Here is an 18,257-nt window from a genome sequence, read left to right on the forward strand (position 1 = left end):
CTCCCCATGAGCATGACCACGCACGTCCTCGCCGACGCCGTCCCGAAGTTCACCCCCACCGTCCCCAACGAACTGAACAACGCCGTGACGACGGTCCTGGGCTGGGCGGCGGGCATCGGCCTGGCGGTCGCCGTCCTCGGCGGTCTCCTGTCCTGGGCGGCCATCGCCGTCGGGCACAACTCCTCCAACGCGCAGCTCGCCGCGCGCGGCAAGACGGGCGTCCTGGCGTCGCTGATCGGCGCGGGCGGGATCGGAGCCACTTCGGCGCTCGTGCTCATGGCGTACAACCTGATAGGCAACAAGTGAGCGCGGACGGCGACCGCAAGGCCCGCAGGGCCAAGCTGACCCTGGCCGGGCTCGCGGTGGCCGCGGCGGTCCTCCTGGCCGGCGGCGGCTACGGCGCCGCCGTACTGCTGGACGACGACGGCGGCCCCGGCGCCCCGAAGGCGGGTGCCCCGGCCCCGGGGGCGCCCGCGAAGGGCCCCTCGGCCGGGCCGTCGGCGTCCGGAGCGGAACTGTCGAAGACACCCGAGACGGGCCCGAAGCTGAAGCTCTTCAAGCCGACCGGGCACGCCAACGGCGTGGCCACGGGCTTCAGGCACTCAGGGGTCGACGCGGTGAGCGCGGCGGTGTACTGGTGGGAGGAGTACGCCTGGCTGGACGACCAGAAGGCCCGGCAGCAGCTGGAGGCCGTTGTCTCGCCGGACGCGCCCGGCTACGTCGACCAGCAGGTGTCCGAGGTGCGCAAGCTGCGTGAGCAGGCCGGCCTGCCGCCCTCCGGCGGCACCCCGTCCGCCATCTCCTTCACCACGTCGGTACAGGCGGTGCGTTACTACGCGCTGCCGGTGGAGGGCGAGAAGGACGGCGACGTGATCGAGGTCTGGATGACCTACGACCGCTACGCGACCGGACCTGACGGAAAACCGGACACCAACCCTCTGAAGGGCGAGCTCACCAGCGTGGTCCTGCGCTGGCAGAACGGGATGTGGCGCATCACCAACCAGCCCGGCTACGTGAAGAACTCGAGCCACCCGGTCTCGTACTTCCCCGAATCCCCGTACGCCTGGCGCGACGGGTGGCGGCAGGTGCAGCGTGCGGGTTAGGACTTCGTCGCACCCGCTGGTCCGGGCCCTCGTGGTCCTGGTGGCCACGCTGCTCTGCATGCTGGGTACCGCGTCGGCGCCCGCCATGGCCGAGGACAAGCAGGAGTACCACGCCAAGGTCGGGCCGCCCGAGCCGGTTCCGAAGGACTTCGAGGCGAACGCCTCGGGGGCGATCGGCATCGACAAGCAGGGCCACTACTGCTACGAGAGCGTGATCCGCGACCAGGAGCTCTGCCGGACCGCGAAGAAGGGGGAGATCCCCGGGCGCGACATAGGCATCTGCGAGGGCGCGGACGGAACAGCCGCCCGCAACTGTGACGACGAGGGCAAGAAGGAGTACGAGCTCAAGCGGCTCAAGGAGTGGCAGGAGGCCACCAAGGACAAGCACAAGCTGGAGAACTACCCCAAGCTGAACGAAGCCCTCACGAAATGCGTGAACGAGGGCGGCATCTTCAAGGTCTGCCTGAACAAGTGGGAGCCGGAGTATCCGCTCACGCCGACCCTCGGGGAGTGGGCCGCGGGGAAGATCTCCAAGCTCGCCAGTGACGCCCTGAAGGAGGCCGCCGGCTACATCGGCGAAGGCGTGGTGTGGCTCCTGGGGGAGTTCGCGAACCTCTTCAACAAGTCGTCCACCATCGACCTCGCCCAGGCGGGAATCGGCAAACCGCTCGGCATCACCATGGCGGTCAGCGCGATGCTCGCCGCCTTTCTGGTGCTGATCCAGTTCGGGAAGACGGCCGTTTCCCAACGCGGGGAGCTGGCCGGCACCGCCCTGGGCGGCCTGCTCAAGTGGGGCGTCGTCAGCAGCGTCTACATGCTCTTCACGCAGCAGGGCCTGATGGTCGCGGACGAACTCTCCGAGTGGATGGTCGAGTTCTCCTTCGGCAAGGAGGGCGGCGCCGCCGAGGCGATGAAGCAGCAGCTCGGAACCATGTTCGCCTCCCTCACCACCAGTGGCGGGGTCGCGGGGGTGACCGGGACCATGGCGGTCACGGGCCAGGCCGTGGCGCCCGCCGCCGTCGGCGTCGTGATCGTCATCGGCGTCGTCACCATCGTGGCGATCGGCGCGCTGTGGATCGAGATCCTGATGCGGCAGGCCGGGATCATGATCCTGGTCGTCGCCATGCCGATCGTGCTGACCGGTGAGATCACGGACTCCACCAAGAACTGGTGGCCTTCGGCGCGCAACGCGATGATCAGCCTGATCCTCATGAAGCCGGTCATCGTCCTCCTCTTCACCATCGGCTTCTTCGCGATGGGAGAGAGCACCGGCGTCCAGAACGTGATCGTCGGGCTCGTGATCTTCCTCGGCGCCTGCTTCTGCTGGCCGGTGCTGGCGAAGTTCCTGACCTTCACCACCAACGGCGAAGGCGCCTCGATGATGTCCGGGCTGATGAGCTCGATCGGCTCGTCATCCGTCTCGGGCTCCGGCGGGCAGTCCGGCGGCGCCGGATCGGTCGGTGGCGGAAGCGGCTACACCAAGGCCCTGGAGCGGGAAGCCCCCCTGATGGACGCCGGTGCCCCCCAAGGCGGCGGTGCCGCCGCGGGCGGGGCGGTCAAGGGCGCCTTCGCCGGGGGGATCTCGGCCGCCACCGTCGGGCTCCAGTTCGCGGCCGCCGGAAAGGACGCGCTGGAGTCGGGCATGGCCAACACCGCGGCCAACGCCGGGCTCGGCCACGGCGCCGCCGGTGGCCGGCACGGCGTGGTCGCCCAGCGCCGGTCCCGCGAGGACCGCGAGGACCGGGCGGACCCGGCGGAGGCCGAGGCACCCGAAGCCCCGCCCGTGGGCTCGTTCGTGGAGGTGCCCCCTCCACCGCCCCGGCAGGGCATCGGCATCAGCCCCGCCGAGCCCACGCAGATGTACGACGGCACGGAGCCCATGGCCCCGCCGCCGCCCGGTAAGGAGAACTGATGGCGCAGAGTCACCCCACCTACGGGGGCTGGCAGTCGGAGCGTTCCGGCTGGTTCGGGCACATGTCCGGGCCCGGGTTCGCGCTCGTCGCCACCGCGGCCCTGCTGCTGCTCCTGCCCCTCAACCTCGGGAGCTGGACGGCGGCCCTGGTCTGCGTCCCGGTCAGTCTCCTCCTCGTCGGCCTCGCCTTCGGCCGGGTCATGGGCCTGTCCGCCGACGAATGGATCCTCCTCGCAGTAAGGCACCAGATCGCTGTGGCAACCCGACGGAACATCTTCCACAGCGGGGCACTGGCCCCGCGCAGCAAGGAAACGGGCGAGCAGCCCATGGACCTGCCGGGCACCCTGGCCCGGCTGCGGATCCTGGAGGCCCCGGACGGCCTCGGCGGCCGGCTCGGCATCAGCCACGACCCGGTCGCCGCGACGTACACGGCCGTCGCCCGGGTGACCTATCCGGGCCTGGCACTCATCGACACCGACCGGCAGGCCACCCGCGTCGCCGGATGGGCGGCGCTCCTGCGGACGTACTGCACGGAGGACTCGCCCGTCACCCGCCTGAGCGTGCACCAGCGCGTCCTGCCCGACGACGGCGCCGCGCTGGCGTCCTGGACGGCCCGGCACATCAGCGCGGACGCCCCGGAAGCCGCCGTGACCGCGCTCACCGAGGTGATGGAGGGCGCGGGCCCGTCGGCGTCCGCCCGTGAGACGTACCTGTCGGTGACCCTGTCCGCCTCCCGCGCGCGCCTCGCCATCAAGGGGGCCGGCGGCGGCCAGGTGGGCGCGGCCGCCGTCCTCGTACGCGAACTGCACGCGATGGGACAGGCCCTCTCCAGCGCGAGCCTCCAGGTCGAGGAGTGGCTGGACCCCCGCGGGGTCGCCCAGACGATACGCACCGCCTACGACCCCGAGGCCCAGGTGATGCTCGCGACCCGCAAGGCCGCCGCGGCCAATCCGGGATGGGAGGGCGCGGCGCCCGGCGTCGACGTCGAGCTCGCCGGGCCGGCGTACGCCGAGACCGGCATGGGCGTCTACCGGCACGACGGCGCCTGGACGGTTTCCTACCAGGTGCGCGGCTGGCCCCAGTCGCAGGTCTACGCGACCTTCCTCCAGCCGCTGCTGCGCCCCCGGGCCAACGCCCGCCGCAGCCTGTCCCTCGTGTACGAACCGCTGGGCCCCCGCCGGGCGCGCAGCGAACTCGCCCGCGAGACCACCAAGCGCAACGCGGCCCGCAAGCTCCGCGCCAAGACCGGCCGGGACGAGAGCGAGGACGAGCGCCGCGCCGAGATGATCGCGCGCCGCCAGGACGCGGAGCGCGCGGCCGGCGAGGGCGTGGTCCGGATGACGGCGATCCTGTCGGTCACCGTCACCGACGCCGACGAGCTGGAGACCGCGTGCGCGGAGCTCCAGGCCGACGCGGGCGCCGCCAACCTGGAGCTGCGCCGGATGTGGGGCACCCAGGACGTCGGCTTCGCGGCCGGGGCCCTGCCCCTGGGCCAGGGCCTGCCGGACCGGCGGGGGGCGTTCTGATGGCGCTGCTCCGCCGCAAGGCAGACGACGGCACCCTGCTGGCCGAGACCGGGCTGCGGGAGGCCGCCGGGATCGGAGCCGTACCCGCGGCCCGGCGCCCCGAGGGGCCCAGCGCCCGCGAGCTGCGCGAGGCCCGGTTCCTGGAGGACCCGGCCTCCGTCATGCGGGTCGCTCCGAAGAAGGGCTGGAAGGGGCCGTTCGCGGGCCGTTCGGCCTCGCTCCCGCGCGCCGAGGTCGTACGGGCCACCACGGTCAACGCGGCCGGGGCCTTCCCGTTCCTGCACGCCGCGAGCCTGCCCGCGGTGGGCGCGTACATCGGGCACAACGTGCTGACCACGGCGGCGTTCTCGGCACACCCCACCGTCTGGGTGCAGCGGGGCCTGGTCACCAACCCGAACGTGATGATCACGGGCATCCCGGGTTCCGGGAAGAGCGCCCACGTCAAGGCGCTCGCCTTCCGCCTGATGGCCTTCGGGCACAAGGCGCTGATCGCGGGGGACGTGAAGGGCGAGTACGCGGCGATGTGCCGGCACCTCGGCGTCGAGCCGGTCCGGCTCGGCCCCGGCCTGCCCGGCCGCCTCAACCCCCTCGACGCGGGCCCGCTCGGCGCCGACCTCGACCGGATCAAGGACCCCGCCGTCCTCAAGGGCCGGCTGACGGAGATCCACCGCCGCCGCCTCACCCTCCTCAAGGCCCTCCTGGAACTCCAGCTGCGCCGCACCCTCGAACCGCAGGAGGAGGAAGCACTCGACGTCGCCGTGCGTGACCTGACGGGGGAGCTGTCCGGAACCACGTCGCTGCGTACGCCCACCCTTCCCCTCGTCTACGACAAACTGCGCGACCCCACCGACCTGATGGCCCGTGAACTGCGCATCCGGGACGGGGACGTCCAGCGCGCCCGGGAGTCCATGGCCTCCATCCGCTCGGCGCTCGGCATCATGGTGACGGGCCACCTGGGCGGCCTCTTCGACCAGGAGACCTCCCTCGGCCTGGACTGGGCCGCCCCCATCCAGAGCGTCGACATCAGCGCGCTGACCCCCTACGGCGACGAGACCGTCGCCATGGTCCTGTCCTGCGTCTCCTCCTGGGCCCAGTCGGCGATCGACCGGCCCGGCCAGGCCCCCCGGATCGTCATCCGTGACGAGCTGTGGCGGCAGATGCGCTCGGGAGGCGCCGCCATGGTCAAGAAGATCGACGCCGACCTGCGCCTGTCGCGCGCGACCGGCACGATCCAGGTCCTCGCCACCCACCGCCTGTCCGACTTCGAGTCGGTCGGCGCCGCCGGCTCCGAGGCCGTCGCCATCGCCCGCGACCTGATCTCCAGCTGCGAGACCCGCATCCAGCTCGCCCAGGACACCCGCCCCCTCGCCTTCACGCGCGAGGCGATCGGGCTGACCTCGGCCGAGTGCGACCTGATCGGCTCCTGGGGCGCGGCGCAGCGCGGCCGGGCCCTGTGGAAGGTCGGCCGGGGCGGCGGCTCCCATGCCGTGCAGCTCATCCTCTCCCGCACCGAGCAGCACCTGTTCGAGACCGATGAACGGATGGTGATCTGACGTGGCCGACCGCGGCACCCGGTCCTCGGCGACCGCGACGGTGGACGACAACACCCTGCTGGCCGCGTACGGGGCCGGCCTCGTCGTCACGGTGGGCGGGGCCGTCCTGCTGGCCGGACCGCTCGCCGCCCTGCTGTCGGGGCGCGGCTGGGCCCGCAGCGGGGAAACCGTTCCCGAGACGGTGATCCACGCCCTGGCCAAGGGCCCCGGCTCCGTCTTCCACCCGGCCCCGCCCTCCTGGCTCTTCTACACCCTGACCGCCCTCCTCGTCCTGGCCGTGGGCGTCGCCGCCGTCAAGGCCGCCGCCCTGCTGTCCTCCCGAGGGCGCACGGGCGGCGCCCAGTGGGGCGGAGCGAAGACGGAGCGGAAGATGGCCGCCCCCGACGCCCCCGCCCGGCGCGTCAACCGCATCACCGCCGGACGGGGCCTGCGCACCGGCAAGATCGTCGCCGCGCAGCCCAACATCTCCGCGACGGTGTTCGGCGTACCGGGCTCCTCGAAGACCACCGGCCTGGTCCTGCCGAACGCGGCCGAATGGGCCGGTCCCCTGGTGGTGACCACCACCAAGGCGGCCGACCTGGACGTGATCCACGCGCGCCGCCGCGCCGTCGGGCCGGTCTGGGTCATCGCCCCGGCCGGCATCCCCGGCCGGGCCGGCGACCACTGGTCTCCGGTCGAGTACTGCACCGACGCCAAGGCCGCCGACCGCATGGCCTCCTGGCTCGCCGAGGCCTCCTCCTCGGGCGACGACAAACGGGCGGCCCCCTGGGTCGACCAGGCCAAGAGCGTCCTGAAGGGCATCCTGCTCGCCGCCCGCCTCTCCGGCGGCGGCCTCGCCGACATGCGCCGCTGGATCTCCCTCGGCAAGGACGCGGTCGACCACGTCCGCGCCGTGCTCCTCGCGCACGGCCACACCGACGTCGCCGACGACTACGCCTCCCCCTGGCTGCGCCTGCACGAGGACGGCATCGGCTCCATCCAGTTCAGCCTCAACGTCCTGGCCAGGGTCTTCGCCGACGAGGAGGTCCGGGAGACCTGCGCCCGCTCCGACTTCACCTTCGAGCGGTGGCTCGACGAGCGGGGCACCATCTGCGTCATCGCCTCCGAGGCCGACGCCGACCGCTTCGCCCCGCTCATCAGCTCCCTGATCGCCGGAGCGATCCACGCCGCGGAAGCCCTGTACAACTCCACGGGCACGCCCATCGACCCGGGCGTCGGCATCCTCGTCGACGAGGCCGGCAACATGCTCCGCTACCCCCGCCTGCCCAACATCCTCACCACCGGACGGGGCATGGGCATCACCCTGCTGACCGTCTGGCACGACCTGTCCCAGCTCCGCGAATCCCTAGGAACGCAGAAGGCCAACACCGTCCTGTCCGCCAGCGGCCTGCGCATGCTCCTGCCCGGCTGCGGCGACCTGGAGACCCTGCGCTACTTCTCCGGCCTGTACGGGCGCACCGAGGTCGTGAAGACCAGCCACGGCCGTTCCCGGGGCGAGCACTCCACCACGACCCAGACCACCGAGACCGACCTCGCGCCGGTCCACTCGCTCCAGCAGCTCCCCGACTTCACGGCGATCGCGCAGTACACCAACCTGCCGCCGGTCAAAGTGCGGATGCGGCTGACGTTCCGCGACAAGGACCTCAGGAGGCTCCTGTCCGGACCGAAGCCCGGGCCCGAGAAGAAGGCGGCCGGCCTTGACCGACCCTGACCTGTCCGACCCGGCCGCCCTGTGGCCGGCCGTCCCCTCCTGCGCCCCGGCGCAAGAGCCGCAGCGCTGGGTGTGGGCGGCCATGGACCCCGCCGGCCGGCGGGCCCGGCTGAGGGAACTTGGCGTGTGGGCCGACTGGCTGCGCACCACGTACGAGCTCCACAACACCCTCACGCACTGCTGGTACCGCCACCCGGCGGTCGTCGAGCACCTCACCGCCCTCTACACGGGCTGGACGCGCACCTACGCGGGGGAGGACCCGCCCGGGCGCGAGCTCGCCGAGGCCGACTGGATCAACACCCTGCACGCCTTCGTCCCGCACCTGAAACTCCCGGCCTGCGCGACCGGCACCCACCAGGACCCGCCCCCGCTCGTCCCGGCGCCCCCCGGCGCCGCGGAGGCCTTCGAGCAGTACCTGACCCACTCCGCCGCGGCCACGGCCCCGGCGGCCCACCCGGCGGCCGCCGAACTCACCCGCCGCCGGGCGGAGCCGGACCCGCCGCTGTGACCGGGGGAGGGACCGCTCAGCCCAGGGGAGGGCTGACGCGGTCGATGCCGGCGAGGATCTTCCGGTCCCGCTCCAGCGTGGAGACGAGAAAGGCGCGCTTGAACCGCGACGGGTCCTGCGCGTACATCTCCCGGCCCAGCTCGGATGTGAACCGTTCCTCGGGGATCCGGTCGGCTTCCTCGGGAAGGAACTTGACGACCTCTTCGAGGGCGGCGGCCGCGTATGCGACGGTCGGCCGGATCTCGCGGTGCTCGGCGTTCGGGGTGTTCAGCAGCTGCTGCCCGGATGCGAGTGACAACCGCCTGGCCACCCAGAGGAACTCGCCCGGGTCGATGATCTGCGAGGGCTCGGGACCACCGAAGGCCGGAGGAGCGACAGGACGGTCGTCGGCGAAGACGAACTCGAACACGCGGGTACGGCCGCACTCGGAGCAGGCGCCTTCGTAGACGCTGACCAGCACGCCGTCGCGGTCCTCGACATGGTGCTCGCGGTCGAACCGATTCGCACCGCACACGCAGGCATGGAGATCCATGTAGAGGTGCGATTCCTGCGCCGAACGAGTGATCAACATGACATGATCCTACTGGAATGGGCAGGTCAAGTGGGGGGACGTCAGTGGACCTGAGCACGGGCGAAGGGCGGCTGCTCGCCGCGGCCGAAGCGGCATTGCCCGAGGTGCTGAGGGACCTCTATTCCGCGCGGTTGCGGGGCGGCACCCTCACCGAGCGGGACGGCCGGCGGTTCTTCCTGCTCGGTGATCCGGCCGGAAATCCCGTCGAGCTGCGCTTGGACACGGCGGAACTGCCTCGGCAGACGGCGGCCCGCACCTTCACCAACACCACGGCCGACCGGTACGTCGTCCAGTTCGCCGATACGCTCCGTCCCGATCAGGCCGGACAGGTCCTGGCCCGCGAGCTGGGGGAGCTCCTCGCCGTACGGGAGCGCGCTGCCGTCGGCGGACCGGCGCCCATGGCCGACTTGCTGGCCCCGGGTGCGACCCTGCCCGCGGAGCTTGAGCTGTCCGACGCCGACCGGGGCCGTGTCGGCGAGTTCGCGTACCTCACCCGCAGGATGAACGACGCGGACATCACGGTCGCGGAGCGCAGGGAGGCGCGAGACCGCTTCTCCGCACTGGTCGACGAGTCCGGGCTGCGCACGTGGACCCCTCAGGACGACCCGAACCACGCTGACGACGCGTATGCGGTGGAAGTACGCCTGAACGTCGTCCACTGGCACCTGCCCGAGGAATCACGCACCGCCCTGGACGCGCTCGCCCTCCCCCTGGAGCAGCTCGACCCCGCCGATGCCCAGGCCCTGACGGCCGCCCGCGCCGCCCGCGCCCGGGCCCCGCAGCCGGTGGCCCTGTCAGACGCGTACCCCATGCCCGGCCTGCGCCCCGACGGGACGCCCGTGCCGCGAGAGGAGCTGGGCCGGGCCGCCGCGGAGGCCGCGAGCCGGCGGACCGAGCTCAGCGCCCGGACCCTCGCCGAACTGCGCGCCCGGCAGGCGGACCTCCCCGAGGGCCGGTACCCGGAGTTCGAGATCATGATCGGCGGTGGTGCCGCCCTCGCCGGACGCGACCCCGGCGCCCTGCTCGTGGACGCCCGCGGACGCTGGCACGTGGACCCCATCACGGCGATCGTCCAGTCCGCCGACCAGGTCCGCCACCTGCGCCAGAGCGGCATGGGCGACCCGTACCAGTTCGCCGGCCCGCAGGAACGGGTGCCGCTGCCGGCCCTCCAGCTCTGGGAGGACACCGCCGCCGCGCGCGGCCCGCTCGTCGACGGCCGGGCGGAGCTGGGCGTCAGCGCCGAAGGCCGCCTGATCGCCGAGATCGTCCCGGCCGACGGTTCCGACCCCGTGAAGGTGGAGGTCAAGGGCGCCCCCCTGATCGCCACCGGCATCCCGCCCGAGATCATCCCCGGCGCCGACCGCCGGATACCGACCGAACGGGAGGCGACGGCGGTCCTCGCCGAGGCCCTCACCGCGGCGGGCACCCCCGAAGCCGAGGCGGCCCGCGCCAGGCTCCTCGCCCTCCCGGACGGCGAGGGCCGCGCGGCGGCCGCTCTGGAGGTGCTGGCCGATCCGCCGGTATCGGCCGTCCTGAGTGCCTCGGCGGACGCGAAGGTCCCGGGCGCGACCGAGACGCTCCGGGCCACCGCCGCATGGGAACGGGCCGCCGAGCTCGCCCCCGGCCGCGTCCTCATGGGCGACGAGGTCGGCGACGGCGAGTACGACCCCGCCGTCGCCAAGGACTGGGTGATCGCCGGCGTCGGCGGCGCCGCCATCGCCAACGCGGAGATCATCCTCCAGGCCGACCCCGAGGCCCGGGTGTTCATGGTCGGCAAGGACGCGCCCTTCGTCCTCCACAACGACGCCCAGTACACGGCTCTGCGCCGCGCACACGACGCCGAGTACGGCGGTGACGGCCGCCTCGTGACGTACGGGGGCCGCTACCTCGGCTCGGTCGGTACGGTGACCGCCCCCGACGGCCGCGTCCGCCTGGAGGCCCTCGACAGCGACGGCAACTCCCTCGGCATCGAGGGCGACGCGTACGTGGCCTGCCTCGGCCGCGTCTCCCGCCTCCCGCAGGCCCTCGACCCCGTGGAGTCCGCCGTCCGCTCGGCCGGCGGGGAGGTACGGGGGGAGCTGGTCTTCGACGACGACCGCCAGTACCTCGGCTACCGGCTGGAGTTCGAGGCGCGGGGCAGGCGGCACACGGTCGACGTGACGGGGGCCGCGTCCCGCATGCTCCCCGGCAACGTCTTCGACAGCCGGGGCGACGACGCGAAGCGCCTGGCCGCGTTCGACGCCAAGGTCGCCCCGCCGGAGAGCGGGAACGTCTCCGCCGGCTTCATGGCCACGGCCCTCCAGGGCTCCCAGCTCGCCCGGCACCGGGCGGCGCGGCGTCCCCCGGGCGACGGCGGCCAGGGGCTGCCGGGCCGTACCCCGCCGCAGCCCGGCCCGCAGGGCCCGTCCCAGCGGTACGACGGCCCGGCGGCGCCCGCCCCGTACGCCACCGCGCAGGACGCCCGGCAGGCGGGGGAGGGCGTCAGCCGCGCCTTCCAGACCTGGATCCGCAGCGACATGGGCCGGGAGCTGGCCGGTTCGGACCACCCCCGGATCCGCGGCCTGCGCGAGGCGTGGCAGCAGCTCCCCCCGCACGACCTGCCCGAGGGCCCCGGCCGGGCGGCGGCTCCCTACGGGGCCGTGGCCGAGCGCGCCGGTGCGGCGGTCACGGCAGCCGTCGCCGCGGGCCGCTTCGCCCCCGAGGACGTGAAGGCGCTGACCGTCATGGCCCGGGCGGCCCGCACCCACGCGGTGCGCCTGTCGGCCACCCAGCCGGACGCCGCACCGCCCGCGCGGGCCGCGGCCCCGGCACCCCGTGTGGCGGCCCCCGCCCCCGCCGCGGCCCGCTCGCCCCGGCTGGCCACCTGACGGGCGGGCGGCGACCCGCCCGCGTCCTGCGGTCCCGCCGCGGCGGTCAGGGGTTCCGCGCCCCGCGCCCCGGGGTGGGGCGCGGGTAGGTGCGGGACTGTTTGACGCTGCCGTACGCGAAGCTCGACTCGATCGACGCGATGCCGGGGATGGCGTGGATGCGGTGGCGCACGAGGGACTCGTACGCCTCCAGGTCCTCGATGACCACCCGGAGCAGGTAGTCGCTGCTGCCCGCCATCAGGTAGCAGTCCTGGATGTGCTCGATCACCGCGACGTGCTCCTCGAAGAGGGCGACCGCCTCCGCCGTGTGCCGTTCCAGGCGGATGCGTACGAAGACGGTGATCGGGAGCCCGAAGGACACCTGGTCCACGACGGCCGTGTAGCCGCGGATCAGCCCCGCCTCCTCCAGCCGGCGGACCCGCCGCAGGCACGGGGAGGGCGAGAGGCGGACCCGGTCCGCCAGGTCCTGGTTGGAGAGCCGGCCGTCGGCCTGCAACTCCCGGATGATCTGCAGGTCGACCGCGTCCAAGACTGCTCCCAAGGGCTTTCCCGGGCGTTCCGGGGGGCTTCTCCGCCGTTTCTTGGCAGATCCTGCCCCAAACGTATGTCCGAGCAGCAGAACTGGCAATCGGCTGCCCCGGCCAAAGCCCTAACGTTGCCCGCGAACGGGCCGGACCGGCCCGCTCTCACAGGCTGGAGCAGATCCCTTGGTCGCGACCAACACCACCGGCGCGGCCGCGCCTCACGACACGGCGGTCCCGCCGGCCGGCAACCCCGCCCGGCGCGGACCGTCACCGCAGGCGCGCGGCATGGCCGCGCTGCTGGTGACCGTGGCGATCTGGGCGGCCTTCGCCCTGAGCGCCCGGGGCCTGAGCGCCTCCAGCCTCCTGCCCGCCGACGCGGCCCTGCTGCGTTTCGGCGTCCCGCTGCTCGTCCTGGCGCCGGCCCTGTGGCGGCGCAGGCGCCGCATCGCCGCCGTGAAGCCGGGCGCCGCACTCAAGATCGTCTGTGGGGCGGGGGTGCCGTTCTTCCTCGCCGCCATGCACGGCGGATCCCTGACCTCGGCCGCTTTCGTCGGCTCGATCGTCCCCGGCATGGTCCCGCTGTTCGTCGCCGCGCTGATGGCGGCCCGCGGCCACGGACTGCCGAAGGGCACGCAGGTCGCCGGGCTCGCGCTGATCGCGGCCGGGGTGGCCGCCCTCGTCTGGCGCTACGTCGTCCCCGTCGACACCGACGTCCTGGAGGGCGCCGGCACCCTCCTGGTCGCCAGCGGGCTGTGGGCCCTCTACACGGTCGGGCTGCGGGACGTCGACCTCGACCCCGCCGGGTCGATCGGCCTGCTGTGCCTGCCCTCCTTCGCCGTGATCGGGCTGCTGGTCCTGACCGGGGCGCTCCCGACGGGCCTCGCGCACGCCACGGGCGGCGACATCGCCACGTTCCTCGTGGTGCAGGGCCTGGGGGTCGGGCTGTGCGCCGGCCTGCTCTACGCCTACGCCATCCGCAGCCTCGGCGCCGAGCGCAGCTCCGTCGTCGGCAGCCTCAGCCCCGTCGCCGTCGTCCTCCTCGCCGTCCCCGTCCTCGGCGAGTCCCCGACCCCGGCGGTGCTGATCGGCGTACCGCTGATCACCGCCGGCGTCGTGCTCGCCAACCGCCGCCGCACCCCCGCCGGTTCCGCGCCCGCCGCTTCCGCCCCCGCCCGTCCCGCCCCCCGCCCCGAGGTCCCCGCAGATGCTTGAGCTCCTCCCCCCGCCGCCCACCGACCCGCTGTGGGACCTGACGTACGAGTTCGGCTCCGACGAGCGGGCCGAGCGGCTCAACCTGGTCCTCGGCGTCTACCGCGACCACACCGGCCGCACCCCGGTGATGGCCGCCGTCCGCGAGGCCGAGATACGCCTCGCCGAGCGCTCCGAGTCCAAGGAGTACCGCGGGCTCTCCGGCAACGCCGCCTTCAACCGGGCCCTGCTGGACCTGGTGCTCGGCCCGCAGGGGCCCTCCGACCGGGCCGCGGCCGTCCAGACCGTCGCCGGCTCCGGGGCGCTGCGCCTGCTCGCCGACCTGATCTGCCGGACGCGCCCCGGCACCACGGTGTGGATCAGCGACCCCGCCTACGTCAACCACCGCCCCATCCTGGAGGCCGCCGGCCTGGAGGTCCGCACCTTCGGCTGGTGCGACGCCGAGGGCGGGTTCGACGCCGCCGGAGTCCTGCGCGACCTGGCCGGGGCGCGCCGCGACGACGTCGTCCTGCTCCAGGGCTGCTGCCACAACCCGACCGGCGCGGACCCGGCGCCCGAGGACTGGGCGGCGCTCGCGGAGCTGGCGGCCCGGGACGGCTGGGTCCCGTTCGTCGACCTCGCCTACCACGGGCTCGGCGACGGGCTGGAGGCCGACCTGGCGGCGACGCGCCTGCTGGCCGAACGGGTCCCGGAGATGCTCGTCGCGGTCAGCTGCTCCAAGAACTTCGGCCTCTACAGCGACCGCACCGGCTGCGCCATCGTCCTCGGCGCGTCGGCGCGGGCGGTGCGGCACGCCGAGACGGCCCTGCAGAACGCCGCCCGGACCCTGTACTCCATGCCGCCCGAGCACGGGGCCGCCGTCGTCACCACCGTCCTGGAGGACGCGGGGCTACGGGACCTGTGGCGCGCGGAGCTGGACGCGATGCGGGCCCGCATCGAAGCCAACCGGACGGACCTGGCCGCTCGCCTGACCGCGATGGGGTGGCAGGCGCAGGCCCGCTCGCTCGCACGGCAGCGCGGCATGTTCTCGATGCTGCCGCTGACGGCGCAGGAGATGCTCCGGCTGCGCCGGGAGTACGCCATCTACGGGACCACCGCCGGGCGCGTCAACATCGCGGGCATCCCCGCCGACCGGGTCCCCTGCCTCGCGCGGGGCATCGCCGGAGTGCTCGCGGGCCGCTGACGGGAGGGGCGCCTCTTTCCGGTAATTCCGGTGTATTGCCGATTTCCTCCCCGTCATCCCTGGTCAAGGGAAATCGGCAGCCGGAATCCGGAAGTGAATGGCCGGATAGAACTGGCCTTGAGCAGGGCCGAGTTGGGGTGTGGCATCATGGCCGCATTGTCCGACCGCTGGGTTCCCCGGAGGACTGAGGGATGAAGTTACCTGGCTCCGGGTTACCGGCGTCGGAGGACAGACGGCTCAGGCGCCGTCTCAAGAAGGTCCGCCACACCTGCGAGGCCCTGCTCTCCGAGTGGGGCATGGAGCACGGCTGCGGCATCGACGAACTCCACGCATATCTCAGCGAGCAGCGCGGGCGGCCCATCCATTTGATTCCGACGGCCTTCCCCGAGCGGCATCTCTTCGGCATATGGCTGAAAACCGATGACTTCGACATCATCGCCTTCGAGAAGGCCGCTTCGGCGTCGCACAAGGAACACATCATCGCCCACGAGCTCGCCCACATAGCCTTCGACCACGACGGCTCCGTACAGCTGGACCAGCCCGGTGCCGGACCCTCCCCGGCGGCCGGTCAGGGCGATCCCGGCGAGCTGTTCTCGGACGTCGACCCCGAGGCGGTGCGCGGCGTCCTCATGCGCTCCCGCTACAGCGACGACGAGGAGCAGGAGGCCGAGACCATGGCCTCGCTGATCCTGGCCCGCGCCACCAAGCGCTGGACCGAGCGCGCCTGGGGCGTGCCCGACGAGGCCGCCGAGATCGTGGCCCGCATCGAGAGCGGGCTCGGCCGCCCCGACCAGGGGCCCGCGTGATCTACACCGTCCTCGCGTGGGTCTGCGCCTTCGTGGGCCTCGCGGCCTTCGCGTACCGCCTTCCCGACCTGCTGCGCCGCAGGAACGACATCGCCCTGTGGGCGCTGTGCACCTACTTCCTCTGCTCCGGGATCAGCTTCCTGGTCGACCTGGACCAGCTCCGGCTGCACATCTCCGCCTTCTTCGGCCTGCCGAACATCACCTCGCTGATCACCCAGGCCGCCGTGGTCGTGCTGACCGCCGCCCAGCAGGTCGTCCTCGTCTGCTGGTCCTCGCCGCCCGCCGAGGCCCGGCGCACGGCGCGCCGCCGCGTCCTGTTCTTCGCCGCGGCCCTCGCCGTCCTGGTCGTCGCGTCCTTCGCCGTCGGCCCCGTGGCGCACTCGGAGACGGCCACCTCCACGATCCTGCTCAGCATCAAGCACGGCAGCTACGCCCTCTACATGTCCTTCTACCTGCTGATCTGCGCCGTCGGCCAGTTCGAGACGGTCCGCCTGTCGCTGCGCTTCACCACGATGGCCAACCGGCAGTGGCTCAAGGTCGGCATGCGCACCGTCACCGTCGGCGCCGGCATGATCCTCGTCTACTGCGTCACCCGGGGCATCCAGATCGCCGGGACGCGCCTGGACTACGACGCGGCCGCGCTCGACCCGATCCAGTGGACCTGCGGCAGCGTCGGCGCCCTCCTCCAGATCGCCGGCTGGACCATCCCCTCCTGGGGGATCCGCATCACCCGGGCCCGCGGCTGGGCCCGCAGCTACCGCTCCTACCGCCGCCTGCGGCCCCTGTGGTGGGCCCTGTACGAGGCCTCCCCGGACATCGCCCTGGACCCGCCCCGCTCCTGGCTGCGCGACCTGGTGCCGCCCCGGGACCCGCACTACCGCCTCTACCGGCGCGTCATCGAGATACGCGACGGCCAGCTGATCCTGCGCACCTCCCTCTCCCTGGAGGACTTCGTCCGGGTCGCCCGCTCCCTGGAGCTCCCGGAGGACCCCACCTCGCCGCTGGGCGAGGCGCTCCAGGTGCGCGCCGTGCTCAGCCGCCCGCCCCACGAGCGGGCCGAACGGGCCGAGGCCTGCGACATCCCCGCGCGACCCCCCTACGAGGACTTCCGCGACGAGGTGGACTGGCTGAGCAAGGTGGCCTCCTCCTTCGACGACCTCGGCCGGCGCCGCGCCCGCGCCCTCGACGCCGGCCTGCTGTCATGACGGCGGCCGCCCCGCCCGGCGGAGCCGAGGAGCACGAGGCGGCGCTCCGGCTCGCCGTGCGCACCACCGGCCGCCTGCTGGCCCTGGACGCCCGGCAGGGTGCGACGGCCGCCGTGCCCGCCGTACGCGAGGCCGTGCGCCGGATCCCGGAGCTGTCGGCCGACCCCCGGGCCCTCGGCGGGTACGGCCCGGACCGGCTCGCGGCCCTCGCCGAGCTGACCGAGGTCATCGGCTGGATCCTCTTCGACGCCGGCCGCTACCGGGCCGCCGGCCGGATGAACGCGAGGGCGCTGGCCCTGGCGGACCTCTGCGGAGACCGCTGGACGGCCCGGCTGGTCCTGCTGAACCACAGCATGCTCACCACCCACACCGGGCGGCCCCGCGCCGCCCTGGCGGCCGCCGCCCGGGCGGACGGGCCCCGGCCGCTGCCGGCCCGCGTCGCCGGCCTCGTCCTGATCCGGCGGGCCCACGCGACGGCCCTGCTCGGAGCCCGTACGGAGCCCCTGGAGCTGATCTCCCGGGCCCGCGGCCGCTTCCTCGACGGGGTCTCCCGCCGGGACCCGCACTGGGCCTGGTGGCTCGACGAGGCCGAACTGCTGGGCCACGAGGGCTGGGTCCAGGCCCGGCTGCGCCGCTGGGACCGGGCCATCCCGCTGCTGCACCGGGCGGCCACCGCCCCGGGCCCCTCCTACCGGCACCTGTTCACCGCGGAGCTGCTCTCGGCCCTGGCCGGGGCCGGGGCCTGGCGCGAGGCGGAGGAGCTGATCGCGCGGGTCGCCCCGGGAGCCGCCGCGATCGGCTCGGTGCGCACCACCGAGACCCTCCGCCGGACGGCGGCGGCCCTGCACCGGGCCCCGGCGGCCCCGGCAGCGCTGCGGGACGCGGCGGCCTTCCTGCGGGAATCGCTGCCCGCCTGACCCACGAGCCCCGCCGGGACGTCACGAGACGCCCCCGCGGTACACCCCCAGACCTCCCGGACCGCACCGGGGCCGCCCCGGCGCGTCCCGCGCACCCGCCGGTCCGCGGACCGCGCACGACACACGGACTGATTGGACGACTGCATGCGCAGCATAAGGATCTCCGCACCCGCCGCCGGCCTGCTGGCGGCGGCGGCGCTCCTCCTCACCTTCGGCGGGCCGGCCCCGCAGTCCTCCCTGGGGGCCGGCACCGTCTCGGCGGCGTCGGCCGAGGCGGACACCGCCCAGACGGGCAGCCCGTACATCTCGACCCACCTCTACTTCGGCACCGGCCGGCACGACGGGCACCCGCCGATCACGGACGAGGAGTTCGACAAGTTCATCGCCGACGTGGTCACCCCGCGCTTCCCCTCCGGGCTGACCCTCCAGGAGGGCCGCGGCCAGTGGCGCGACAAGGACGGCGACATCAACCGCGAGAGATCGTACGAGCTGACCGTCATGTACCCGGTGCGCGAGGCCCGCGCCCGGAACGCGGACATCGAGTACATCCGCCGCCTCTACTGCACGATGTGGGAACTCGAATCGGTCGGCCGGGAGGACGTCCGCTCCCAGGTCGACTTCTGACCGGCGGGCCCCGGTCCGGCGAGCCCGGACCGGGGCCC

Annotated in this window: 16 protein-coding genes; 14 read left to right on the forward strand and 2 right to left on the reverse strand. The window is 73.6% G+C overall.

The genetic code is table 11. The annotated features are described in order from the left end of the window. Positions 1–6 precede the first annotated feature (6 nt). From D1J60_RS28895 to D1J60_RS28925, 7 genes are read left to right on the forward strand one after another with little or no spacing between them, the layout of a single operon-like run. A complete protein-coding gene (locus tag D1J60_RS28895; protein WP_125823079.1) occupies positions 7–306 on the forward strand; it encodes a hypothetical protein in 300 nt (99 codons plus the stop codon). Then, positions 303–1,103 carry a hypothetical protein gene (locus tag D1J60_RS38245; protein ID WP_241253430.1) on the forward strand — a complete coding sequence of 267 codons (801 nt, stop codon included), beginning with the start codon at positions 303–305 and terminating at the stop codon, positions 1,101–1,103. The genes D1J60_RS28895 and D1J60_RS38245 overlap by 4 nt, the downstream gene beginning before the upstream one ends. Next, a complete protein-coding gene (locus D1J60_RS28905; protein WP_125823080.1) occupies positions 1,093–3,015 on the forward strand; it encodes a hypothetical protein in 1,923 nt (640 codons plus the stop codon). The genes D1J60_RS38245 and D1J60_RS28905 overlap by 11 nt, the downstream gene beginning before the upstream one ends. Next, on the forward strand, positions 3,015–4,541 hold the full coding sequence (locus D1J60_RS28910; RefSeq protein ID WP_125823081.1) for an SCO6880 family protein: 1,527 nt from the start codon (positions 3,015–3,017) through the stop codon (positions 4,539–4,541). Before D1J60_RS28905 ends, D1J60_RS28910 begins: the two co-directional genes overlap by 1 nt. Next, positions 4,541–6,094 carry a type VI secretion protein gene (locus D1J60_RS28915; RefSeq protein WP_125823082.1) on the forward strand — a complete coding sequence of 518 codons (1,554 nt, stop codon included), beginning with the start codon at positions 4,541–4,543 and terminating at the stop codon, positions 6,092–6,094. The genes D1J60_RS28910 and D1J60_RS28915 overlap by 1 nt, the downstream gene beginning before the upstream one ends. 1 nt (position 6,095) lies before the next feature. Continuing rightward, a complete protein-coding gene (locus tag D1J60_RS28920; protein WP_206436591.1) occupies positions 6,096–7,805 on the forward strand; it encodes a type IV secretory system conjugative DNA transfer family protein in 1,710 nt (569 codons plus the stop codon). Continuing rightward, positions 7,792–8,313 (forward strand): hypothetical protein, encoded by a 522-nt coding sequence (locus D1J60_RS28925; protein WP_206436592.1) that lies wholly within the window; start codon positions 7,792–7,794, stop codon positions 8,311–8,313. Before D1J60_RS28920 ends, D1J60_RS28925 begins: the two co-directional genes overlap by 14 nt. A gap of 16 nt (positions 8,314–8,329) precedes the next feature. On the opposite strand, the gene D1J60_RS28930 is transcribed toward D1J60_RS28925, so the two are convergent. Next, the gene (locus D1J60_RS28930; protein ID WP_125823083.1) at positions 8,330–8,884 is read right to left on the reverse strand and encodes a hypothetical protein; all 555 of its coding nucleotides are present in this window, start codon (positions 8,882–8,884) and stop codon (positions 8,330–8,332) included. A 44-nt stretch (positions 8,885–8,928) separates the two neighbouring features. On the opposite strand from D1J60_RS28930, the gene D1J60_RS28935 reads away from it, so the two are divergent. Continuing rightward, positions 8,929–11,751, forward strand: a complete 2,823-nt coding sequence (locus D1J60_RS28935) for a hypothetical protein (protein WP_125823084.1) — start codon at positions 8,929–8,931, stop codon at positions 11,749–11,751. Between the two features lie 46 nt (positions 11,752–11,797). Here the strand turns inward: D1J60_RS28935 and D1J60_RS28940 are convergent, their stop codons facing one another. Beyond that, the gene (locus D1J60_RS28940; RefSeq protein WP_277607518.1) at positions 11,798–12,292 is read right to left on the reverse strand and encodes an Lrp/AsnC family transcriptional regulator; all 495 of its coding nucleotides are present in this window, start codon (positions 12,290–12,292) and stop codon (positions 11,798–11,800) included. Positions 12,293–12,458: 166 nt separating this feature from the next. Here D1J60_RS28940 and D1J60_RS28945 point away from each other — a divergent pair, with 166 nt between their 5' ends. The 6 genes from D1J60_RS28945 (at position 12,459) to D1J60_RS28970 (ending at position 18,219) form a co-directional block, all read left to right on the forward strand. Continuing rightward, the gene (locus D1J60_RS28945) at positions 12,459–13,487 is read left to right on the forward strand and encodes a DMT family transporter (RefSeq protein WP_241253431.1); all 1,029 of its coding nucleotides are present in this window, start codon (positions 12,459–12,461) and stop codon (positions 13,485–13,487) included. Beyond that, the gene (locus D1J60_RS28950; RefSeq protein ID WP_125603274.1) at positions 13,480–14,667 is read left to right on the forward strand and encodes an aromatic amino acid transaminase; all 1,188 of its coding nucleotides are present in this window, start codon (positions 13,480–13,482) and stop codon (positions 14,665–14,667) included. The genes D1J60_RS28945 and D1J60_RS28950 overlap by 8 nt, the downstream gene beginning before the upstream one ends. 191 nt (positions 14,668–14,858) lie before the next feature. Then, positions 14,859–15,473 (forward strand): hypothetical protein, encoded by a 615-nt coding sequence (locus D1J60_RS28955; protein WP_125823085.1) that lies wholly within the window; start codon positions 14,859–14,861, stop codon positions 15,471–15,473. After that, positions 15,470–16,678 (forward strand): MAB_1171c family putative transporter, encoded by a 1,209-nt coding sequence (locus D1J60_RS28960; RefSeq protein WP_125603272.1) that lies wholly within the window; start codon positions 15,470–15,472, stop codon positions 16,676–16,678. Before D1J60_RS28955 ends, D1J60_RS28960 begins: the two co-directional genes overlap by 4 nt. Further along, positions 16,675–17,595: a DNA-binding protein gene (locus D1J60_RS37465; protein ID WP_164720986.1), complete on the forward strand. Its 921-nt coding sequence runs from the start codon at positions 16,675–16,677 to the stop codon at positions 17,593–17,595. The genes D1J60_RS28960 and D1J60_RS37465 overlap by 4 nt, the downstream gene beginning before the upstream one ends. Before the next feature lie 144 nt (positions 17,596–17,739). Further along, positions 17,740–18,219, forward strand: a complete 480-nt coding sequence (locus tag D1J60_RS28970) for a DUF3574 domain-containing protein (RefSeq protein ID WP_125603271.1) — start codon at positions 17,740–17,742, stop codon at positions 18,217–18,219. Positions 18,220–18,257 lie beyond the last annotated feature (38 nt).

Source organism: Streptomyces sp. W1SF4, from assembly GCF_003950035.1.
GTDB classification, from domain to species: domain Bacteria; phylum Actinomycetota; class Actinomycetes; order Streptomycetales; family Streptomycetaceae; genus Streptomyces; species Streptomyces racemochromogenes.